The organism is Streptococcus sp. Marseille-Q8145 (assembly GCF_965112035.1).
In genome coordinates, this window is sequence record NZ_CBCOPQ010000002.1 from 167500 (window position 1) to 188499 (window position 21000).

Annotated in this window: 22 protein-coding genes and 3 tRNA genes; 15 read left to right on the forward strand and 10 right to left on the reverse strand. The window is 37.5% G+C overall.

Translation table 11 applies throughout. The annotated features are described in order from the left end of the window. Positions 1 to 15 precede the first annotated feature (15 nt). The gene (locus ACWPVL_RS04110) at positions 16 to 675 is read left to right on the forward strand and encodes a LysM peptidoglycan-binding domain-containing protein (RefSeq protein ID WP_454387118.1); all 660 of its coding nucleotides are present in this window, start codon (positions 16 to 18) and stop codon (positions 673 to 675) included. 57 nt (positions 676 to 732) lie between these two features. Here the strand turns inward: ACWPVL_RS04110 and sdaAA are convergent, their stop codons facing one another. From sdaAA to rlmH, 9 genes are all read right to left on the reverse strand, one after another. Continuing rightward, positions 733 to 1605, reverse strand: a complete 873-nt coding sequence (gene sdaAA, locus ACWPVL_RS04115) for an L-serine ammonia-lyase, iron-sulfur-dependent, subunit alpha (protein WP_045499908.1) — start codon at positions 1603 to 1605, stop codon at positions 733 to 735. 8 nt (positions 1606 to 1613) lie between these two features. Beyond that, a complete protein-coding gene (sdaAB, locus tag ACWPVL_RS04120; protein ID WP_045499905.1) occupies positions 1614 to 2285 on the reverse strand; it encodes an L-serine ammonia-lyase, iron-sulfur-dependent subunit beta in 672 nt (223 codons plus the stop codon). A gap of 132 nt (positions 2286 to 2417) precedes the next feature. Continuing rightward, a tRNA-Asn gene (locus tag ACWPVL_RS04125) sits at positions 2418 to 2491 on the reverse strand. A 5-nt stretch (positions 2492 to 2496) separates the two neighbouring features. Then, positions 2497 to 2568: transfer RNA gene (locus ACWPVL_RS04130), tRNA-Glu, on the reverse strand. Positions 2569 to 2630: 62 nt separating this feature from the next. Beyond that, positions 2631 to 3374, reverse strand: a complete 744-nt coding sequence (comE, locus tag ACWPVL_RS04135; RefSeq protein WP_061909940.1) for a competence system response regulator transcription factor ComE — start codon at positions 3372 to 3374, stop codon at positions 2631 to 2633. Further along, positions 3371 to 4696, reverse strand: a complete 1326-nt coding sequence (locus ACWPVL_RS04140; protein WP_454387122.1) for a sensor histidine kinase — start codon at positions 4694 to 4696, stop codon at positions 3371 to 3373. The genes comE and ACWPVL_RS04140 overlap by 4 nt, the downstream gene beginning before the upstream one ends. 22 nt (positions 4697 to 4718) lie before the next feature. Next, on the reverse strand, positions 4719 to 4844 hold the full coding sequence (locus tag ACWPVL_RS04145) for a ComC/BlpC family leader-containing pheromone/bacteriocin (protein ID WP_045499896.1): 126 nt from the start codon (positions 4842 to 4844) through the stop codon (positions 4719 to 4721). 174 nt (positions 4845 to 5018) lie between these two features. Further along, positions 5019 to 5092: transfer RNA gene (locus ACWPVL_RS04150), tRNA-Arg, on the reverse strand. 43 nt (positions 5093 to 5135) lie between these two features. Further along, positions 5136 to 5615 (reverse strand): 23S rRNA (pseudouridine(1915)-N(3))-methyltransferase RlmH, encoded by a 480-nt coding sequence (gene rlmH, locus ACWPVL_RS04155; protein ID WP_454387126.1) that lies wholly within the window; start codon positions 5613 to 5615, stop codon positions 5136 to 5138. 202 nt (positions 5616 to 5817) lie between these two features. Between rlmH and ACWPVL_RS04160 the strand changes: the two genes are divergently transcribed. From ACWPVL_RS04160 to ACWPVL_RS04180, 5 genes are all read left to right on the forward strand, one after another. Further along, entirely contained in the window at positions 5818 to 6996 is a 1179-nt protein-coding gene (locus ACWPVL_RS04160) for a S1C family serine protease (RefSeq protein ID WP_454387128.1), read from the forward strand. 62 nt (positions 6997 to 7058) lie between these two features. Continuing rightward, positions 7059 to 7820: a ParB/RepB/Spo0J family partition protein gene (locus ACWPVL_RS04165; RefSeq protein ID WP_454387130.1), complete on the forward strand. Its 762-nt coding sequence runs from the start codon at positions 7059 to 7061 to the stop codon at positions 7818 to 7820. Positions 7821 to 8032: 212 nt separating this feature from the next. Continuing rightward, complete coding sequence (gene dnaA, locus ACWPVL_RS04170; RefSeq protein WP_454387132.1) at positions 8033 to 9388, forward strand: chromosomal replication initiator protein DnaA; 1356 nt, start codon at positions 8033 to 8035, stop codon at positions 9386 to 9388. A 158-nt stretch (positions 9389 to 9546) separates the two neighbouring features. Further along, positions 9547 to 10683, forward strand: a complete 1137-nt coding sequence (dnaN, locus tag ACWPVL_RS04175) for a DNA polymerase III subunit beta (RefSeq protein WP_045499880.1) — start codon at positions 9547 to 9549, stop codon at positions 10681 to 10683. Between the two features lie 160 nt (positions 10684 to 10843). Beyond that, positions 10844 to 11038 carry a DUF951 domain-containing protein gene (locus tag ACWPVL_RS04180; RefSeq protein ID WP_005591376.1) on the forward strand — a complete coding sequence of 65 codons (195 nt, stop codon included), beginning with the start codon at positions 10844 to 10846 and terminating at the stop codon, positions 11036 to 11038. Positions 11039 to 11128: 90 nt separating this feature from the next. Here the strand turns inward: ACWPVL_RS04180 and ACWPVL_RS04185 are convergent, their stop codons facing one another. After that, a complete protein-coding gene (locus ACWPVL_RS04185) occupies positions 11129 to 11623 on the reverse strand; it encodes a DUF1307 domain-containing protein (RefSeq protein WP_454387135.1) in 495 nt (164 codons plus the stop codon). A 165-nt stretch (positions 11624 to 11788) separates the two neighbouring features. On the opposite strand from ACWPVL_RS04185, the gene ychF reads away from it, so the two are divergent. The 9 genes from ychF (at position 11789) to hpt (ending at position 20986) form a co-directional block, all read left to right on the forward strand. Continuing rightward, positions 11789 to 12904, forward strand: coding sequence for a redox-regulated ATPase YchF (gene ychF / locus ACWPVL_RS04190; protein WP_062004601.1), 1116 nt, complete (start codon positions 11789 to 11791; stop codon positions 12902 to 12904). Positions 12905 to 12976: 72 nt separating this feature from the next. Continuing rightward, complete coding sequence (pth, locus tag ACWPVL_RS04195; RefSeq protein WP_048765809.1) at positions 12977 to 13546, forward strand: aminoacyl-tRNA hydrolase; 570 nt, start codon at positions 12977 to 12979, stop codon at positions 13544 to 13546. After that, complete coding sequence (mfd, locus tag ACWPVL_RS04200) at positions 13539 to 17042, forward strand: transcription-repair coupling factor (RefSeq protein ID WP_454387138.1); 3504 nt, start codon at positions 13539 to 13541, stop codon at positions 17040 to 17042. Before pth ends, mfd begins: the two co-directional genes overlap by 8 nt. An 88-nt stretch (positions 17043 to 17130) precedes the next feature. Continuing rightward, the gene (locus ACWPVL_RS04205; RefSeq protein WP_005591371.1) at positions 17131 to 17397 is read left to right on the forward strand and encodes an RNA-binding S4 domain-containing protein; all 267 of its coding nucleotides are present in this window, start codon (positions 17131 to 17133) and stop codon (positions 17395 to 17397) included. Continuing rightward, positions 17390 to 17758, forward strand: coding sequence for an FtsB family cell division protein (locus ACWPVL_RS04210; RefSeq protein ID WP_045499867.1), 369 nt, complete (start codon positions 17390 to 17392; stop codon positions 17756 to 17758). The genes ACWPVL_RS04205 and ACWPVL_RS04210 overlap by 8 nt, the downstream gene beginning before the upstream one ends. A 2-nt stretch (positions 17759 to 17760) precedes the next feature. Further along, positions 17761 to 17889 carry an SP_0009 family protein gene (locus tag ACWPVL_RS04215; protein WP_454387141.1) on the forward strand — a complete coding sequence of 43 codons (129 nt, stop codon included), beginning with the start codon at positions 17761 to 17763 and terminating at the stop codon, positions 17887 to 17889. Continuing rightward, complete coding sequence (locus ACWPVL_RS04220; protein ID WP_454387143.1) at positions 17882 to 19165, forward strand: serine hydrolase; 1284 nt, start codon at positions 17882 to 17884, stop codon at positions 19163 to 19165. The genes ACWPVL_RS04215 and ACWPVL_RS04220 overlap by 8 nt, the downstream gene beginning before the upstream one ends. After that, entirely contained in the window at positions 19162 to 20439 is a 1278-nt protein-coding gene (gene tilS / locus ACWPVL_RS04225) for a tRNA lysidine(34) synthetase TilS (protein ID WP_454387145.1), read from the forward strand. Before ACWPVL_RS04220 ends, tilS begins: the two co-directional genes overlap by 4 nt. A gap of 4 nt (positions 20440 to 20443) precedes the next feature. Continuing rightward, complete coding sequence (gene hpt / locus ACWPVL_RS04230; RefSeq protein ID WP_454387147.1) at positions 20444 to 20986, forward strand: hypoxanthine phosphoribosyltransferase; 543 nt, start codon at positions 20444 to 20446, stop codon at positions 20984 to 20986. Positions 20987 to 21000 lie beyond the last annotated feature (14 nt).

The window sequence follows — 21000 nt, forward strand, 5'->3', positions numbered from 1 at the left end:
GAGAAAACTTTTAAAATGAGTATGAAAGTGAAAAAATTGACTCTAGCAGGAACAATTGCTACAGCAACACTATTTGCATCAACTATTGTTGCTAGTGCTGAATCTTATACAGTAAAAGCTGGAGATACCTTATCAGAAATCGCTGAAAGTAAAAAAACAACTGTTGAACGTTTGGTAGAATTAAACAAAATTTCAAATCCAGATTTTATCATGACTGGACAAGTTTTGGAATTGGGTGATTTGAAAGATGTTGCAAAACAAACAACATCAGCACCTGCTGTCTCACCAGCGACACCAGCAGTCCCAGCTCCAGTAACTCCAGCTGCCCCAGTAGCTACGGAAACTCCAGTAACGACAGAAACTCCTGCAGTTACTGCAACTTCAGACTACTCTGCCTATTCATCAGACGTCGTACTCGCAAATGGTAATACTCCAGGTGCTGTAGGTTCTTACGCAGCTGCTCGTATGGCTGAAATGACAGGAGTGCCTGCATCTACATGGGAAAATATTATTGCTCGCGAATCTAACGGACAAGTCGATGCTTACAACCCATCAGGAGCAAGTGGTCTTTTCCAAACAATGCCAGGTTGGGGATCTACTGCAACTGTTGAAGATCAAATTCAAGCAGCTTACCGTGCTTACAGTGCACAAGGACTATCTGCTTGGGCTTACTAAAATAATAAAAAAATGACTAAAAATCTTTAGTCATTTTTTCTTACTCAAAGATACTATTTATTCTCCAAAAATTTCTTTTGAAAGTCTGCGGCCGGTAGGAGTTGTAGCTAGCCCTCCTTCAGCCGTTTCCCTGAAGGCAGTAGGTAGGCTAGAGCCTACTTGGTACATGGCATCAATGACTTCGTCAACAGGGATTTTAGACTCGATTCCAGCCAGAGCCATATCCGCTGCGATAAAAGCATAGCTAGCTCCCATGGCATTTCGCTTGACACAAGGAACTTCTACCAAACCAGCTACTGGGTCACAGATCAAGCCCAGCATATTTTTGATGACAAAACAGATAGCTTGACTCGCCTGAAAAGCAGAGCCACCAGCAGCCAAAACCAGGGCAGCTGCGCTCATAGCAGAAGCGGAGCCCACCTCAGCTTGACAGCCTCCTTCTGCACCGGAAATAGAAGCGTTATTGGCAATAACCAAGCCAAAAGCACCAGCAGCCAGCAAAAAGTCTAATTGCTGTTCCTCTGTCAAATCTAGTTTTTCAATCGCTGATGTAAGTACGGCTGGTAAGCAACCAGCGCTACCGGCTGTTGGTGTAGCACAAACCAGCCCCATTTTAGCGTTGTGTTCATTGACAGCAATGGCATTTTTTGCAGCAGTCAGCACAGTATAATCTGACAAAGCCTTCCCCGACTGGATATAGTGGTGCAATTTGGCTGCGTCTCCACCGGTCAATCCGCTGCGAGACTTACTCTCGTCAAGCCCAAGTAAAACCGAAGCTTTCATCACCTCAAGATTTCGACTCATCAGACGTAAAACTTCGTCTCTTTCCCGACCTGTCAATTCATATTCGGTCGCAATCATTAATTCAGCAACATTGCCATTAAAATCTAAATCAGCCTGCTCAACCAATTCTTTTATTGAATAAAACATCTCTTCTCCTATTTAAAGAAATTGACATTATGGAGATGGGGGATTTTCCGAATCTCTTCGATAGCCTCTTCGCAACTACGACTATCCACCTCAATGATCATAATCGCTTTCTCACCCGCTTTTTCTCTAGTCACCGTCATTTGAGCAATATTGATATTGTAGCGTGATAGAGCCTCCGTTACATGGGCAATCATACCTGGAACATCTTGGTGGACGATGATAATGGTTGGCGTATTCATGCTGAGAGAGACTGAGAAGCCATTTAACTCGGTCACCTGAATATTTCCACCACCGATAGACACACCCGTTACACTGATGCTTTTATGGGCGTTTTTAACCGTGATTTTTGTCGTATTTGGATGAGGAGCATTGCTATCTTTCTGAATAGTCCAGACAATCTTGATACCGCGTTTATGGGCAATTTCAAGGCTGTTAGGAATTTCAGGATCATCCGTATCCATTCCTAAAATACCTGCTACCAGAGCCAAATCTGTACCATGCCCACGATAAGTCTTCGCAAAGGAATTAAAAAGCTGGAATTCAACCTCGGTCGGTGTATCATCAAAAATAGAGGATACGATCTTACCGATACGCACAGCCCCTGCAGTATGACTGCTGGAAGGGCCAATCATGACAGGCCCGATAATGTCAAAAACAGACTGAAATTTTAATGATTTCATAAGAAACCTCTTGAACATATTTTCTAAAATTATTATATCAAACTTATCAAATTTCTGCCTGATATCATACAAAAAAAGAGGACAATTGTCCTCTCTTCATTATTGGTAATTCGCATACCTGAAACTCTTTTACTCCGCCAGTAGGACTCGAACCTACGACATCATGATTAACAGTCATGCGCTACTACCAACTGAGCTATGGCGGATAGTATAGTCCGTACGGGATTCGAACCCGTGTTACCGCCGTGAAAAGGCGGTGTCTTAACCCCTTGACCAACGGACCATCTATGTTCTTTTCAGAACATATTCTATTATATCAGGTTTTGAATCTTTGTCAACAGTTTTTTATTTATTTTTTAAAATTTCTTTTAAATGTTTTGTTCTTAGCCTAGAAACAGGGCAACGACGGCCTTCATAAAATATAATTTCCTTTGTTTTCTTATCATAATCGCAGATATTATCGATATTGACTAAGAAAGATTTATGGGAAGCAAAGAATCGTTGGGTTTTCTCATCCTGTTCTTGAACACTGGCAATCGTTCCATAAAATTCTTTTATAAAGTTTTTTCCGACCATCCGTAACTTATGGGAGGAGCTTGAGGTTTCGATATACAAAATATCATTAAATGGCACGCGCACATCATTGCCTCGATAGCTGTATTCAAAGTAATCAACCATGTTGGTGTTTGTAATTAAGGTGTTTTTCGTATAAATGATACAATCTTTGATACGTTTTTTAAACGAATCATCGTTAATATCCTTGTCAATAAAATCAAGAGCTGACACCTTGTATTTGAAAGTCATGGTCGCAAACTCTGATTTTGAAGTTACAAAGACAATAATAGCATATGGATTATGGTGACGAATAAAACGAGCGACCTCCAGTCCTTTGGTCTCTTCCCCTTTAATATCTATATCCAGAAAATAAATCTGATTGACATCTTCATTTTCGACGTAGTCCTTAAATTCCTGAATTTTTCCTGTGATTTTGACCTGGATATCGAGACCCATTTCTTCAGCAATCTCTGCTAAAGTTTTTTCCATGCGGAGTTGATGGGCTAAGGTATCTTCTAATGCTAAGATTCTCATAAACTATTCCTTCTTTTAATTGTTAATACTTGGGTGAAATCATACTTACTTATTTCTGTATCTAGCATGATATATTCATAATTCTCTAAAATTTCTTTCAGATTATTTAAACCTAGACCTCTTCGATAACCTTTCGTTGAGAACTCTGGTTCATAAATTTCTTCTAAATCTAATTTCCTTTGCTTGCGGGAATTTTTTACAACAAAAATGATTTCCGTATCGAGTTGAACTAAAGTCACATGAATCATTTTTTCATAGCTTTCGATTGCGCCTTCAACAGCATTGTTTAGCAATATACTAGCCATTCTTACCACATCTAATAGCTTAATCGGTAATTTCTCAACAGGATCTTTGACTTCGAATGTCAAATCAATCTGGTGCTCACGCGCTTTGAATAAAGTCTCCGTCATAACGCTTCGGAGAGCTGAGTCACCAACATTGTTCAAATCAAAATAGGTATATTTGTCCGAGCGTAATTTTAAATTTGCATCAACTAAAACTTCTTGATATATTTTTTCAATTTCCTTGATATCTTGAGTATTGATGGCCGTCTGAAAGCTGGTCAGCATGCCAGCATAATCATGACGGAAACCACGAATTTCATTATAGAGAGAAACAATTTCATCTGTATACTGCTGCAGCTGCAACTGTTCCAATTCTCTTTGTCGAATCTCCTCTTCTTTTTCATACTTTTCCCGAATCGCCTTCAAATAGAAAAGAGTCGTCATAAAGATCAAGAAACAAATAGTCGCTAGCATACTACTAAAACTATTAAAATGATCGTCTTCACTTAACCAATGCGAAACATTCAATATGAGGATCGTTAGAAAATAATAAATATTAATCTTTTGAACTATTTTTTTAAAGGAAGAGTCTTTAAAATCTCTCAGTTGAAATTCAAAATAATCAATGGATTTTAGCATAAACAAAACAGAGATACTGTTTATCGTGATATAAAAGATAGCCCAATTACTTTTTACAAATTGATCCCCTGTAATAGATGAAATAATAACTGAAAAAAAGGTAGACGAAGCCTGAGTTGCTAAATAAAGGAAAAAAGATAAAAATAAAGAAAGATAATTAGGCAACTTTTCTTTCTTATAAAAATAAGCATAAAAAAGGAAAGGTTGCACCATTAAGATGATGTAATAGAGTAATAAATTAATCAGAGATGCTAAAGGAGCAATAATAACCGTAAAAATACAAAGACAAATAAAGTAAAATCTAGATTTTACTTTACTTTCTACTTTTTTATATATTTTTACAATTGCAAAAATTTCTATTAATTCACATATAAACCATAAAATGAAGTTTAATATCATTTTTATCTCCTAATTACTTCCTTTACTTAAAAATAATTCGAGGAAGGCCTATCTTTCTAAAATCTCCTCCAAGAACTTCTTTAAGTTCTTTTTCATTCAAGGCTGGGAATTGAGCGATTGTTTTAAAGTTTTTCTGAGTATTTTTCATATTAGATTCTCCTAAACATTTTTTCGTAAGTGTTACCTTACAAGATCTATTATAAATAAAATCTCAAATAATCTGTCATCTTTCCCTGAAATGTCATTTTTTATTCCTGAAATGTCGTTTTCTCAAAAAAATAATAAAAACACGAAATTTTTCGTGTCTGAATAGTGTATATTATGATCCCAGCAGGATTCGAACCTGCGACCGTTCGCTTAGAAGGCGAATGCTCTATCCAGCTGAGCTATGAGACCGATACCTTTTCATTCTATCAGAAAAATCTAGTATAGTCAAGATTTACTTATGGTAGGGACTCCCCTGTTGAATCATGAAAGCCCGGTAAATCTGCTCTACCAAAACAAGGCGCATCAGTTGATGAGGCAGGGTCAATTTTCCAAAACTCATCAGTAGATTAGCTCTTTTTTTGACAGCAGGAGACAGGCCCAAGCTGCCGCCAATCACAAATGTAATATCAGAAAAGCCACGGACTGTGATGTCGCTCAAGATCGAACTAAACTCTTCTGAAGGAAATTGCTTTCCTTCAATAGCTAGAGCAACCATGAATTCTCGTTCAGAGATTTTTGTTAAGATCCGATTTCCCTCTTTTTCGAGGATTTGCTGATTTTCTAGCTCACTGGCCTTATCTGGTGTTTTTTCGTCTGCTAATTCTACAATTTCTAACTTAGAAAATCGACTCAGGCGTTTGGCATATTCAGCAATTCCATCCTTGAGATACTTTTCTTTTAATTTTCCAACGGTTACAAGCTTTATTTTCATATTTCCATTCTATCATATCCACATGGATTTCACACTTTATTCACATCAGTTTTTTATGGAAAACTGGTTGAATCTATGTATTTTCTAACCTCTATCAACATTTTTTATAAGTTTTCCACAAGTTGTGGAAAACTTGTGGATTTTAAGTTATAATTAAGAATAGATTTCTATAATTTCATCAATTGTAATCAAGGAGGAAAATATGAAAAACGCTTCAAATTTCTTTAAAAAATCTTTGTTGCTTTTTATTGTTTTAGTTGTAGGATTTATTGGCGGAAGCCTAGGAAATTTAGCCACTTCATTTCTTAATAATAAAATGGCTAATATCAGTCCTTCTAGCTCAAAGACTACTGTATCAACGTCTTATAAAAACACAACCGACACCACAAAGGCTGTAAAAAAAGTGCAAAACGCAGTTGTATCGGTGATTACTTATACCAGTTCTAATCAGGAAGGAGTGATCAATAATGAATCAACCAGTGATCCTCAAGTAGCTAGTGAGGGATCAGGTGTCATTTATAAGAAGGAAGGAAAATATGCCTACCTTGTTACCAATACTCACGTGCTAAATGGAGCAAAAAATCCCGATATTCTACTAGCAGATGGTAGTAAGGTTCCTGGTGAGGTCGTTGGTTCAGATGTTTATTCTGATATTTCTGTAGTAAGAATTAGCTCTGAAAAGGTGAAAGATGTAGCTGAATTTGGAGATTCCAACTCCCTGACAGTAGGAGAAACTGCTATTGCTATCGGAAGCCCTCTCGGAACAGAATACGCTAACTCTGTTACACAGGGAATCATCTCTAGTTTGGGTAGAAATGTAACCTTGCAATCTGAAGACGGCCAAAATATTTCGACTACTGCCTTGCAAACAGATGCTGCTATCAATCCTGGTAACTCTGGTGGCCCACTCATCAATATCCAAGGGCAAGTTATTGGTATTACGTCCAGCAAAATCTCTCACAATGGTCAAACTGCTGTAGAAGGCATGGGCTTTGCAATTCCATCAAACGATGTTGTCAATATCATCAAGCAATTAGAGAAAAATGGAACAGTCACTCGTCCTGCTCTGGGTATCCAAATGCTCGATTTATCTAATATCGCCACTTCTGACTTAGCAAAATTACGTCTACCTTCATCTGTAAAATCAGGTATCCTTGTCCGCTCTGTACAAGAAGGAATGCCTGCTGAAAATAAACTTCAGAAATACGACGTCATCACAAAAGTTGACGATAAGGATGTCGAGTCAACCAGTGATTTACAATCTGCTCTCTACAGACACTCTCTGGGAGATGAGTTGAAAGTGACTTACTTTAGAGATGGTAAAGAAGCTACTACGACAATCAAATTGACCAAATCAACCCAGGACTTAAGTGACAACTAATACTTTACATAATTGTCAACACACCTTTACACGATCGTAAAGGTGTGTTATGCTATATACAAATGGAAAATTATCAATACATACCACTAAAAGACATTCGAACCAATCCTTATCAACCTAGAAAAAGCTTTTCTCAAGAGAAAATAAATGAATTGGCAGCTTCTATTAAAGAAAATGGAATTATTCAGCCCATTATTTTGAGAAAATCTTCCTTATTTGGTTACGAAATTTTAGCAGGTGAAAGACGATTCAGAGCTGCTAAAATTGCTGGCTTAGAAAACATTCCTGCCCTTATTAAAGACTTGTCTGACGATGACATGATGAAGCAAGCCATCATCGAGAATTTGCAAAGAGAAGACCTCAATCCAATCGAAGAAGCGGAATCCTATCAACATCTGATTGAGAAAGGTCTGACCCATGAAGAAATTGCAAAAATCATGGGAAAATCTCGGCCTTACATCAGTAATCTTGTCCGCTTGTTACAGCTACCAGCTTTTATGATGGACGCTGTCAAAGAGGAAATGATTTCGCAAGGGCATGCTCGTCTCCTCATCCCACTCAGAAAAGAAGAGCAAGTTTTTTGGCTGGACAAAATCATTCAAGATAATTTATCCGTTCGTGCTCTTGAACTTTCATTACAAAATACCAAGAAGTCAAAGACTAAGAAGAACAAAGAAATTTTTGCCCATTCAGAAGAAGAAAAATTAAAAAAAATCCTTGGACTCAATGTCTCCATTCAATTAAAAAATTCTTCAAAAGGAAAGATCGTTATTCCTTTTGAAAACGAGGAAGAGTATCAAAGAATTATAAACAGCCTGAAATAGGGCTGTTATTTTCTTTTTTCAAACTAACAGACTTTTCCACCTTTAAGAGCAGCCTAAATTGTTGAAAAATAAGGATTTTACCTGTAATCCACAATCTGTGGATAAGTCTTATGAACATTGTTAATTTTTCTCCACAACTTGTGGAAAACTTAGTCATTTTATGTTAAAATGAGAGTCGACATAGAGAATAATTTTTTGAAAAGGAGGAGGCAATGACCAAAGAGCAAGAATTTTGGCGAAGAATTTTAGAACTTTCAGCTACTCAACTCAAACAAACAACCTATGATTTTTTTGTTGCAGAAGCAAAATTGATAGCCATTGAAAATAATCATGCCACTATCTTTCTTGATAGCCCCGTCAAACAGCTATTTTGGGAACAAAACTTAGTGGGCGTTATTCTCACAGCTGGCTTTGAAATTTTCAACGATCAAATCACGGCCAAATACGTCTTTGAAGAAGCAGGACATGACAGTATTTCTAAATATCAGCTGGAAGAATTACCTGAAAAAGCTCCATTTCGGCCAAGTTTGCCGCCCATTGATACTGGATTAAAAGCTAAATATACATTTGATAATTTTGTACAAGGGGACGGAAATATCTGGGCTAAAGCAGCAGCCTTGGCTGTGTCTGAAAATCTAGCAACTACCTATAATCCCCTATTTATCTATGGCGGACCAGGGCTAGGCAAAACGCATTTACTGAATGCTATTGGCAATCAAATTTTAGAAAATATTCCTGATGCGCGTGTAAAATATATTCCAGCGGAAACCTTTATCAATGACTTTCTGGAGCATCTGAGGCTCGGCGACATGGATAATTTCAAAAAAATCTATCGGAGCTTGGATTTGCTCTTGATTGATGATATCCAGTCTCTTGGCGGAAAAAAAGTCTCTACCCAGGAAGAATTCTTCAATACGTTTAACGCCCTGCACGGCGATAACAAGCAGATTGTGCTGACCAGCGATCGCAGTCCAGATCATCTTGATAATTTGGAAGAACGCTTGGTCACGCGCTTCAAATGGGGGCTCACTCAAAATATTACGCCACCTGATTTTGAAACGCGGATTGCCATCCTCCGGAACAAAATCGAAAATCTGGACTATATTTTCCCTAATGATACTTTGGAATACCTCGCCGGACAATTTGACTCGAATGTCCGTGACCTAGAAGGGGCGCTCAATGATATTACGCTCATTGCAAGAGTCCGCAATCTCAAGGAAATTACGATTGACATTGCTGCTGAAGCTATTCGAGCTCGCAAGCAGGACTCTAGTCAGGTAACAGTCATTCCGATTGAAAAAATCCAGTCTGAGGTCGGCAATTTCTATGGCGTCAGTGTCAAGGAAATGAAGGGAAGTCGTCGAGTCCAAAATATCGTTTTAGCTAGACAGGTAGCTATGTATCTGGCCCGCGAACTAACAGACAATAGCCTACCCAAAATCGGGCGAGAATTTGGTGGCAAAGACCATACAACAGTCATTCACGCGCATGGAAAAATCAAAAACCGACTCGAAACTGACGATAGCTTGCGACTTGAAATCGAAAATATCAAAAACAAGATAAAATAAGGGTGTGGAAAAGATTGAGCTAATCTGAAGTTTTTTCCACAGGTTGTGAACAAGTCTTAAAACTTGATTTTATATACTTTGCTCCCTTTTTCCACAGCTTCCACAAGAACTACTATTACTATTAACTTAATAATCATAAATAATAAAAAGGAGTCCCTATGATTCACTTCTCTATTAATAAAAATTTATTCCTACAAGCTTTGAATACAACTAAAAGAGCTATTAGTACAAAAAACGCTATTCCAATTTTATCAACTGTTAAAATTGATGTAACGAAAGAAGGCATTACCTTGATTGGTTCAAATGGCCAAATTTCCATTGAAAACTTCATTTCAGTTCAAAATGAAAATGCTGGGCTCTTAATTAATTCATCAGGTTCTATCCTCCTTGAAGCAAATTTCTTTATCAATGTCATTTCTAGCTTGCCAGATATCGTGCTTGATTTCAAAGAAATTGAGCAAAAACAAATCGTCCTTACCAGCGGCAAGTCAGAAATTACGCTAAAAGGAAAAGATGCAGATCAATACCCACGTATCCAAGAAGTCTCTACTAGCAATCCTTTGGTTTTAGAAACAAAAGTCCTTAAAAATATCATCAATGAGACAGCTTTTGCTGCTAGCACGCAAGAAAGCCGTCCTATTTTGACGGGTGTTCATTTTGTTTTGACAGATAATCAATCCCTCAAAACAGTTGCGACAGACTCTCACCGGATGAGCCAAAAGAAAATTACTTTGGATAAGAAGGGGGATGATTTCGATGTGGTAATTCCTAGCCGTTCTCTGCGTGAATTTACAGCTGTTTTCACAGACGAAATTGAAACAGTAGAGGTTTTCTTTGCCAATAATCAACTTCTCTTTAGAAGTGAAAATATCAGCTTCTATACACGCTTACTGGAAGGAAACTATCCAGACACAGACCGCCTGATTCCTACAGAATTTTCAAGCGTTGTGACCTTTAATACCAATAATTTACGTCATGCCATGGAACGGTCTCGTCTTCTGTCCAATGCGACTCAAAACGGAACAGTGAAACTAGAAATTGTGAAAGGCATTGTCAGCGCTCATGTCCATTCACCAGAAGTTGGGCGCGTGAATGAAGAAATTGATACAGAAAGTGTGTCAGGAGAAGATTTGACCATTAGTTTCAATCCTACCTACCTGATCGAAGCGCTAAAGGCAGTCGATAGTGAGAAGGTGACCATTAGCTTTATTTCAGCTGTTCGTCCTTTCACTTTAGTACCAAGCGAAGATGCTGAAAACTTTATCCAGCTGATCACACCAGTCCGTACTAATTAGAAGATAAGATTTAAGACAAGGCTGACTCGATCCGCCTTGTCTTATTTTGATCATTTACAAGCAGCTGACTCTAAACTTGTGGTATAATACAGCTAGGATGGAGAGAAGCGCCAATCTGTATTTTTAAGATAATAAAAAAAGATTGTCAAAAGGAGAGAAGATGTACGAACTTGGAACTTTTGTAGAAATGAAAAAGCCCCATGCCTGTACCATTAAGTCAACGGGCAAAAAGGCCAATCGTTGGGAAGTCGTCCGCATGGGAGCAGATATCAAGATTCGCTGTAGTAATTGTGAGCATGTCGTTATGATGAGCAGATATGATTTTGAAAGAAAAATGAAGAAGGTCATTGAATAGTCCATATTTTGGACTCAGCCCAATTTTGAATGACCTACTTCATCAACAAAGAACGGATAAGACTAAGAAAGTCTTATCCGTTCTCTACTTTTATTTAAGTTCTTCAAATTTACCGTCTTTGACTTCTTTATAGCCAGAAGCTTCAAGAGATTTTACCGTTTCTTTATAACTGATATAATTAGCTTTTTGGTCTCCATCTGTTTGGATAAGTTGCTTGCTTTTCAGTTCTGAAATATCTGCCTTGCTAAAATCTATTGTCATCTTTTGCGTCAAATGATCGTCTTTATACTCGATTTTATTAGTAAGTCCTTTAATGTTTTCCAGAGTTTGCATGTAGCCTCCAATTTGTTCTTTGGCGGTATCTTTTGTCAATCCGATAGGCTCATAATAGAAAACATTGCTGGTTTCATTGTTCAGCAAATCATCTCCCTTATACTCAAGAGTGATCCGGCTGTCTTGCTTGGTCTTTTGATCAATCAACTGAAAATAGGCTTTTTTAGGACTGCTACTGCAGGCAGCTAAAAAAAGTAAAGTAAACATCGTCAAGAAAGAAAGAACAAAAGTTTTCATTGTCAGTTTTTTCATGGCTAACTCCTTTTATCAAAATATTAACTATATTATATCATTTTTTGCAGAAATATTTTCTATTTCTATCCCGAAAGCAGGAAATTTTTCATTCAAATCCGCTGTTTAGGATAAGGAATTATGGTATAATGGTTTGGATTGAAAAGATGAATGGAGAAGATACGAATGGCTTTAACAGCAGGGATTGTTGGACTGCCTAATGTGGGCAAGTCAACTTTATTTAATGCAATTACAAAAGCAGGGGCAGAAGCTGCTAACTACCCTTTTGCGACAATTGATCCAAATGTCGGTCGGGTAGAAGTGCCAGATGCTCGTTTGGACAAATTAACAGAATTGATTAAACCTCAAAAGAAGGTTCCCACTACATTTGAATTTACAGATATTGCTGGTATTGTAAAGGGAGCTTCAAAAGGAGAAGGTCTGGGAAATAAATTCTTGGCCAATATCCGTGAAGTGGATGCTATTGTCCATGTAGTCCGTGCCTTTGATGATGAAAATGTCATGCGGGAACAGGGCCGTGAGTCTGACTTTGTCGACCCCATGGCTGATATTGAGACCATCAATCTAGAGCTTATTTTGGCCGATCTGGAAAGCATTAACAAACGCTATGCGCGTGTTGAGAAGATGGCTCGTACCCAGAAAGACAAAGACTCAGTTGCAGAATTTAATGTTTTGCAGAAAATCAAACCTGTTCTGGAAGATGGTCTGTCTGCTCGGACAGTTGAGTTTACAGAAGAAGAGCAAAAAATCGTCAAAGGTCTCTTTCTTTTAACGACTAAGCCAGTACTTTATGTGGCCAATGTCGGTGAAGATGAAGTTGCAGATCCAGACAATATTGACTATGTGAAGCAGATTCGTGAATTTGCAGCTACAGAAAATGCTGAGGTTGTTGTCATCTCAGCGCGTGCCGAGGAGGAAATTTCTGAACTGGACGATGAAGACAAGGCAGAATTTCTGGAAGCTATTGGCTTGACAGAGTCAGGTGTAGACAAATTGACACGAGCAGCCTATCATTTGTTGGGACTTGGAACCTACTTTACCGCTGGTGAAAAGGAAGTCCGAGCTTGGACCTTCAAGCGTGGTATGAAAGCCCCTCAAGCAGCTGGTATCATTCATTCAGACTTTGAGAAAGGTTTCATCCGTGCAGTGACGATGTCTTATGATGATTTGGTAAAATATGGATCTGAAAAGGCTGTAAAAGAAGCTGGACGTTTGCGTGAAGAAGGAAAAGAATATATCGTTCAAGATGGCGATATTATGGAATTCCGCTTTAACGTGTAAATCAAGTGTAAATTTAAAATACATAGGTTGGAAAGAAATTTCCAGCCCTTTTGGCTTTTATAAAGGAGTAAAATGACAAAATTAATTGTTGGATTGGGAAATCCAGGAGATAAATATTTTGAGACCAAACATAATGTTGGCTTTATGTTAGTTGACAAAATGTGTAAAGAATTAAATCTAAAGTTTACAGCAGATAAGATTTTTCAAGCAGACATTGCTTCAACTTTCTTAAATGGAGAAAAAGTCTATTTTGTAAAACCAACTACTTTTATGAATGAAAGTGGGAAAGCAGTCCATGCCCTGCTCACTTACTACGGCTTAGATATAGATGACTTACTCGTTATTTATGATGATCTTGATATGGAAGTTGGGAAAATTCGTCTTCGTACCAAAGGTTCGGCTGGCGGGCACAATGGTATTAAGTCCATCATTAAACATATTGGAACACAGGAATTCAAGCGAGTGAAAATTGGCATTGGAAGACCGAAAAATAATATGTCAGTTATTCATCATGTTTTAGGAAAATTTGATGAGGAAGATTATATCAGTATTTTAAACACATTAGAAAAAGTTGACAGTGCTGTAAATCATTATTTACAAACTGAGAATTTTGAGCAGACCATGCAACAATACAATGGATAAGACAATGACACTACTTGATCTATTTGGTCGAAACCGACAAATTGTAGACTGGAAGAAACAATTGCAAAAAAAGACCCGTCAGTTAGTGATGGGACTTTCAGCTTCAACAAAGGCTTTAGCGATTGCTAGCAGCTTAGAAGAGCAGGAGAAAATCCTAGTCATTACTTCGAGTCAGAACGAAGCAGAGCGTCTAGCTAGTGACTTGATTTCTTTGTTGGGGGAAGAAAAAGTCTATACTTTCTTGGCAGATGATACGCCTTTAGCTGAGTTTGTTTTTTCATCGCAAGAAAAAATCTTTGCCAGATTAGAAGCCATGAATTTTTTATCAGACAAAGAGAAGAATGGGATTCTGATCATCAATGTTGCAGCCAGTCGTTTATTATTGCCCCAGCCTGATATTTTTAAACAATCTGAGCTTATCCTTTCTGTTACTGAAGAATACAACCTTGACAACCTAGTCAAGTCTTTGTCAAGTAATGGTTATAAAAAGGTTTCTCAGGTTCTCAGTCAAGGAGAGTACAGTCTGAGAGGGGATATTCTAGATATTTTTGAACGCTCGGCTCAATATCCTTATCGGATAGAGTTTTTTGGAGATGAGATTGATGGCATAAGGATTTTCAATCCTGAAAATCAGCTTTCTCTTGAAAATGTGGAACAGATTTTGATAGAGCCTGTTACAGATCTTCTATTAAAAGAAGAAGATTATGCAAGAGGACAGAAAAATCTTGAAGCGTCACTTTCTACGGTTGTTGATCCTTCTTTAAAATCCTATTTAGAAGAAGTATTAAGCTCTGTTAGAGAGCAATATCATCATGCAGATATTCGTAAATTTCTTTCCTTTTTCTATCAGAAAGAATGGACCATTTTAGACTATTTGCCAACGCACACTCCTATATTTTTTGATGATTTTCAAAAGATAATGGACAAGCACGCCCAGTTTGAGTTAGAAGTTGCCGATATCTTGACAGATGATTTACAAAATAGTAAAGCACTGTCAAATCAACAATACTTTGCAAATAATTATCAGGACTATCGTAAATATAAACCTGCTACATTTTTTTCTAATTTCCATAAAGGCTTAGGAAATCTAAAATTTGATGCACTTTATCAATTTAATCAATATCCAATGCAGGAATTCTTTAGTCAGTTTCCTCTCTTAAAAGAAGAAATCAATCGCTTTAGGAAATCGGACTATACGGTAGTCTTACAAGCAAATTCAGCCTCAAGTTTACAAAGTTTACATAAAACTTTACAGGATTATGAGATTCATTTAGATTACATCAAGGAAAAAGACATCCATGAAAAAGCTGTCCAGCTCATAGAAGGAAATCTAGTTCAAGGATTTAATTTTGTCGATGAAAAAATCGTTTTGATTACTGAGCATGAGATGATTCAGAAAAAAATCAAACGTAGGATTCGTCGTCAAAATATTTCTAATGCTGAAAGATTGAAAGACTATAATGAACTGGAAAAAGGCGATTATGTGGTTCATAATATCCACGGTATCGGTCGCTATTTAGGAATTGAAACGATTGAGGTTTCAGGAGTTCATCGGGATTATTTGACGATTCAGTATCAAAATGCAGATCGTATCTCCATTCCGGTGGATCAAATCAACCTTCTGTCTAAATATGTAGCTAGTGATGGAAAAGCACCTAAAATTAATAAGTTAAATGATGGGCGTTTCCAAAAAACGAAGCAAAAAGTACAACATCAGGTTGAAGACATTGCCGATGACCTTATTAAATTATATGCAGAGCGTAGTCAATTAAAAGGTTTTCAATTTTCTAGTGACGACCAGCATCAAGTAGAGTTTGACAATGCTTTTCCGTATGTGGAAACAGATGACCAACTAAGAAGCATCCAGGAAATCAAGAAGGATATGGAGAGCGACCGTCCAATGGATCGACTCTTGGTTGGAGATGTTGGTTTTGGTAAGACAGAGGTGGCTATGAGGGCTGCTTTTAAGGCTGTCAACGATCATAAGCAGGTGGCTATCTTGGTTCCGACCACTGTTTTAGCTCAGCAACACTACACAAACTTTAAAGAACGTTTCAATGATTTTGCCGTGAATGTCGATGTCCTCAGTCGTTTTAGAAGCAAAGGGGAGCAAAAAGAGACTCTGGAAAAATTGGAAAAAGGGCAGATTGATATTATTATCGGTACCCATCGCCTTCTATCAGCAGATGTAAAATTCTCCGATTTGGGGCTATTGGTGATAGATGAAGAGCAGCGCTTCGGTGTCAAGCATAAGGAAAAGTTAAAGGAACTAAAAAAGAAGGTTGATGTGCTGACCTTGACGGCCACCCCTATTCCACGAACCCTTCATATGTCAATGCTAGGAATTCGAGATTTATCGGTCATTGAAACACCACCGACAAATCGATATCCAGTCCAAACCTATGTTTTAGAGAATAATAGGACGGTTATTCGGGATGCGGTTTTGCGTGAAATAGACCGAGGCGGACAAGTTTACTACCTTTACAATAAAGTTGACACCATTGAGCAAAAAGTTTCAGAATTAAAAGAGTTGATTCCAGAGGCTTCAATTGGTTATGTTCATGGACAGATGACAGAGGTGCGTTTAGAAAATACCCTCTTAGACTTTGTTAATGGCGAATACGATATTTTAGTCACAACAACGATCATCGAAACTGGTGTCGATATTCCAAATGCAAATACTCTCTTTATCGAAAATGCTGATCATATGGGTCTGTCAACCTTGTATCAACTTCGTGGTCGGGTTGGCCGCAGCAATCGAATCGCTTATGCTTATCTTATGTACCGACCAGATAAATCTCTGACTGAAGTTTCAGAAAAAAGACTAGAAGCCATTAAAGGATTTACCGAGTTAGGATCTGGATTCAAGATTGCGATGAGGGATTTGTCTATCCGAGGAGCAGGAAATATTTTAGGAAGTTCTCAGTCAGGTTTCATTGATTCTGTAGGATTTGAAATGTATTCTCAGCTTTTAGAAGAAGCAATTGCTAAGAAGCAAGGTAAGGAAACCAAGCGCCAAAAAAGCAATGCCGAAATCAATCTTCAGATTGATGCCTATCTTCCAAGCGATTATATTTCTGATGAACGTCAGAAAATCGAAGTTTACAAGAGAATTCGTGAAATTGACAATCGTGTAAACTATGAACATCTGCAAGATGAATTGATTGACCGCTTTGGAGAATATCCGGACGTAGTGGCTTACCTACTAGAGATTGGCTTAGTCAAGTCCTATCTTGATCAGGCTTTTGTGGCACTTGTTGAGCGGAAGCAAGAATCTGTCATCATTCGTTTTGAAAAAATTTCTCAGCAAATCTATCTGACCCAGGATTATTTTGAAGCCTTGTCAGCGACAAATCTAAAGGCTCGAATTGGTGAGCAACAAGGCTTGATTGAAGTCGTTTTTGATGTTCGGAATAAAAAAGATTTCGAGATTTTGGAAAACTTGCTGAACTTTGGTGAAAAACTGGTAGAAATCAAGAATCGAAAAGCTGAATAAACATTACAATTCGGTAAAATTTCAGCTTTTTGGCTTTGTTTCTTTCAAAAGAATGATAGAATATTAAGAGAAAATCGAGGAAAAGACTATGAGATTAGACAAATATTTAAAGGTATCACGCATTATCAAGCGGCGTCCAGTAGCTAAAGAGGTAGCAGATAAAGGTCGTATCAAGGTAAATGGAATCCTGGCAAAAAGTTCGACAGATTTGAAAATCAATGATCAAATTGAAGTTCGTTTTGGCAATAAGCTGTTAACAGTGCGGGTGCTAGAAATGAAAGACAGCACTAAAAAAGAAGATGCTGCTAAAATGTATGAAATTATCAGTGAGACAAGGATTGAAGAAAATGTCTAGAAATATTGTTCAAATAAATAATCGCTTTATCCAAGATGAAAATCAGCGTCGCAGATACCTCGATGAGGAACGTCGGAAGCGAAATCGTTTTATGGGATGGGTTCTAATTTTAGTCATGCTACTTTTTATCCTTCCAGCCTATAATTTATACCAGAGCTACGAAACTTTACTTAATCGTCGTGCTCAATATGCACAACTACAGAAAAAATATGAAAAATTAGGTGAAGAAAAGAGCTATCAGTCTGATATCGCTACTAAGTTGAAAGATGACAGCTACGCTGCTAAATATGCTCGTGCCAAGTATTCTTTTTCAAAAGAAGGAGAATACATTTACACAACACCAGATTTATTACCACAATAATTATGGAAAATTTACTTCAAAATATAGCGAAATTTTTATCTTTTTCGGATGAAAAACTAGCAGAATTATCCGAAAAGAATCAAGCTTTAAAACTTCAAGAAACAAAAAAGGAAAGGGGAGGTCATGCGTAAGTTACTTTTGCTGATATTTTTACTGCCAGCCTTATGGAGCAGTCAAACAGCAATCAGTACTGAAAAGGAACTTGTTTTAGACGAAGAAGAAAAGTATCAGCTTACAGGTACAGCTTATGGCCGTTACCATACGAGTATCCCTACAAATCCTAATGTTTATGAAGAAACGCCTACTTTTACAGATACTACTTTGACTAAGGTAGCTGGGAAACTTTTGCCAGATCAGCCACTAGAGCTGACAGAGTTGCACGTGAATGAGGCTGGGATTCCTATCTTTAAATTAAAGAATGGCCAGTTTGTAATTGCAGATAAGAATAGCATTTATGAGGATACGGTTCAGTCTATCACAGATGTTAAACAGGAAAGATGGCTGGTCCCTAACTATGTGCTCTACGATACTATCCCGATCAATTCTTCTAAAAAGATTGTAGCTAAACTACCTGCTTATAGCAAAGTAAAGGTAGTACAAATTGCTCAAACAGCTAAGGGAGAATACGCTAAAATTGAAGGTCAAGGTTGGGTTTCTGTTGATTCTCTTTCCCAAGAAGATAATCGAATGGAAAAGGTTCAGGAGATTCTAAATTCTAAGTACAAAAAAGCTGACTTTTCTATTTATGTAAAACAGCTAGAAACGGGCAAAGAAGCAGGAATTAATTCAGATCAACAAATGTACTCAGCCAGTGTGACGAAAATTCCTTATCTTTATTATGCTCAGGAGCAACTGAACAATCATACCATTTCCTTGGATAAAAAGTTAAAATATACAGCGGCTGTTAATGATTTTGCAGGTGCCTATGACCCTGAGGGAAGCGGCAGTATTTCCAAATCAGCAAATGATAAGGAATATTCTGTGCAGGACTTAATCAATGGTGTAGCAAAAGAGTCGGATAATGTGGCCAACAATATCCTTGCCTACTATACAAGCAATCAATCTGATAGCAAATTTCAAAATACTATTGAAAAAATTGCGGGCAAGAAGTGGGATGTGGAAAGCAGACAAGCCTCTGCTCGAATGGCTGGCAATGTCATGGAAGCCATTTATGAGCAAAATGGCATGATTATCGATGCCTTATCTCAGACAAATTATGACAATCAGCGAATTTCTAAAAACATCAATGTAAAAGTTGCCCATAAAATCGGTGATGCTTATGATTTTAAGCATGATGTCGCTATTGTGTATGCGGATTCGCCATTTATCATTGCCATTCTTACGAATAATTCGGATTATGATACAATTTCTAAAATCGCAGATGATGTGTACGGAGTTCTGAAATGATCGATCAGAAATTTCGCAAACAAATGCAGGAAAAGCGGTATTTTCAAAATCATCGGAAAGTGCTGGTAGCAGTTTCTGGTGGCTTGGATTCGATGACCTTGTTCCATCTTTTGTACCAGAACAGGGAAGAGCTAGAGATTGAGTTGGGAATAGCGCATGTCAACCACAAGCAACGTCCAGAATCGAATATGGAAGAAAAAGAGCTGTCAAATTTTGCCCAGCAACTTGGTGTAAAATTTTTCAGCTCAAATTTTTCTGGTGATTTTTCTGAGGAAAAAGCTCGGCGATTTCGCTATCATTTTTTTGAAGAAATCATGCTGACAGAAGGCTACACGGCCTTAGTAACGGCTCATCATGCTGATGATCAGGCCGAGACGGTGTTTATGAGGTTAATAAGAGGAGCAAGGCTGCGCCACTTGTCTGGAATGAAAGCTGTCCAGTCTTTTGCTTGCGGGGAGCTGATTCGTCCTTTGTTTACTTTTCATAAGTCAGACTTTCCAGATATTCAGCATTTTGAAGATAGCAGTAATTTTCAAAATGACTATCTCAGAAATCGAATTCGCAATCTTTATCTGCCGGATCTAGAAAAAGAAAATCCGCAATTTAAGGATTCACTGATTTCTTTTGGGAAAGAAGTTGAGGATTTACAGACAGCCCTGTCTCATCTGACGCAGGGATTGGACGTTACAAATCTTGAAGTGTTTGAGCGGCAAATTCCAGAAGTGCAAAATTTTCTCCTGCAGGAATATTTAAAGAAATTTCCTTCATTAAATATAAATAAAAAGCAATTTGAAGAAATCTTAGGAATCTTACGAACCAAGGCTAATTACATCCACCCTTTAAAGGATGAATATGAGTTGGTGAAAGATTATAAGCATTTTGAAATCAGAAAAATCAGTCGTAGGTCTGATTTGAAAGTGGACTCAATTCTGTTAGAATGTGGTAATCAACTTCAATTTGGGGACTATCAATTCTCATTTGGCACTCCTTTGGAGGGTGAAAATGTTCAAGCGATTGCAGTTTCACGTGAAACACCACTTCTTTTACGTCGCAGGAAAACAGGTGATTGTCTTCGTTTGAAGGGACATCATAAAAAACTTCGTCGGCTATTCATTGATCAAAAAATTCCATTTGAAGAGCGCGAAAAAGCAATTATTGTTGAGCAAAATCAGCAAATCTTGGCAATTGTAAATATCGCTATCAGTGATTTGAGTAAGGAATTAAAAAGTGATATAATGAGTACTGTACTTTATATTCAGAAATTAGATAGGTAAAATTATGCTAGAACAAGATATTAAAAAAGTATTGGTTTCTCATGAGGAAATCGTAACAGCGGCAAAAAAATTGGGCCAACAGCTGACAGTAGACTATCAAGGTAAAAAGCCTATTTTTGTAGGAATTTTGAAGGGTTCAGTTCCTTTTATGGCTGAATTAATCAAACACGTGGATACAGATATTGAATTAGATTTTATGCTGGTGTCTAGTTACCATGGCGGTACAACTAGTAGTGGCGTGATTAATATTATCAAAGATATTGATCAAGATATTGCTGGTCGTGATATTCTTTTTGTCGAAGATATTATCGATACTGGCCAAACTTTGAAGAATTTGTGTAATTTGTTCAAAGAAAGAAATGCAGCATCTGTAAAAATTGCTACGTTGTTGGATAAGCCAGAAGGACGCATTGTTGACATTGAGGCAGACTACACTTGCTTTACAATTCCAAATGAATTTGTAGTGGGTTATGGACTAGATTATGATGAGTATTATCGCAATCTTCCTTATGTAGGTGTCTTGAAAGAAGAAGTTTATACAAAATAAAGGTTTACTAGATA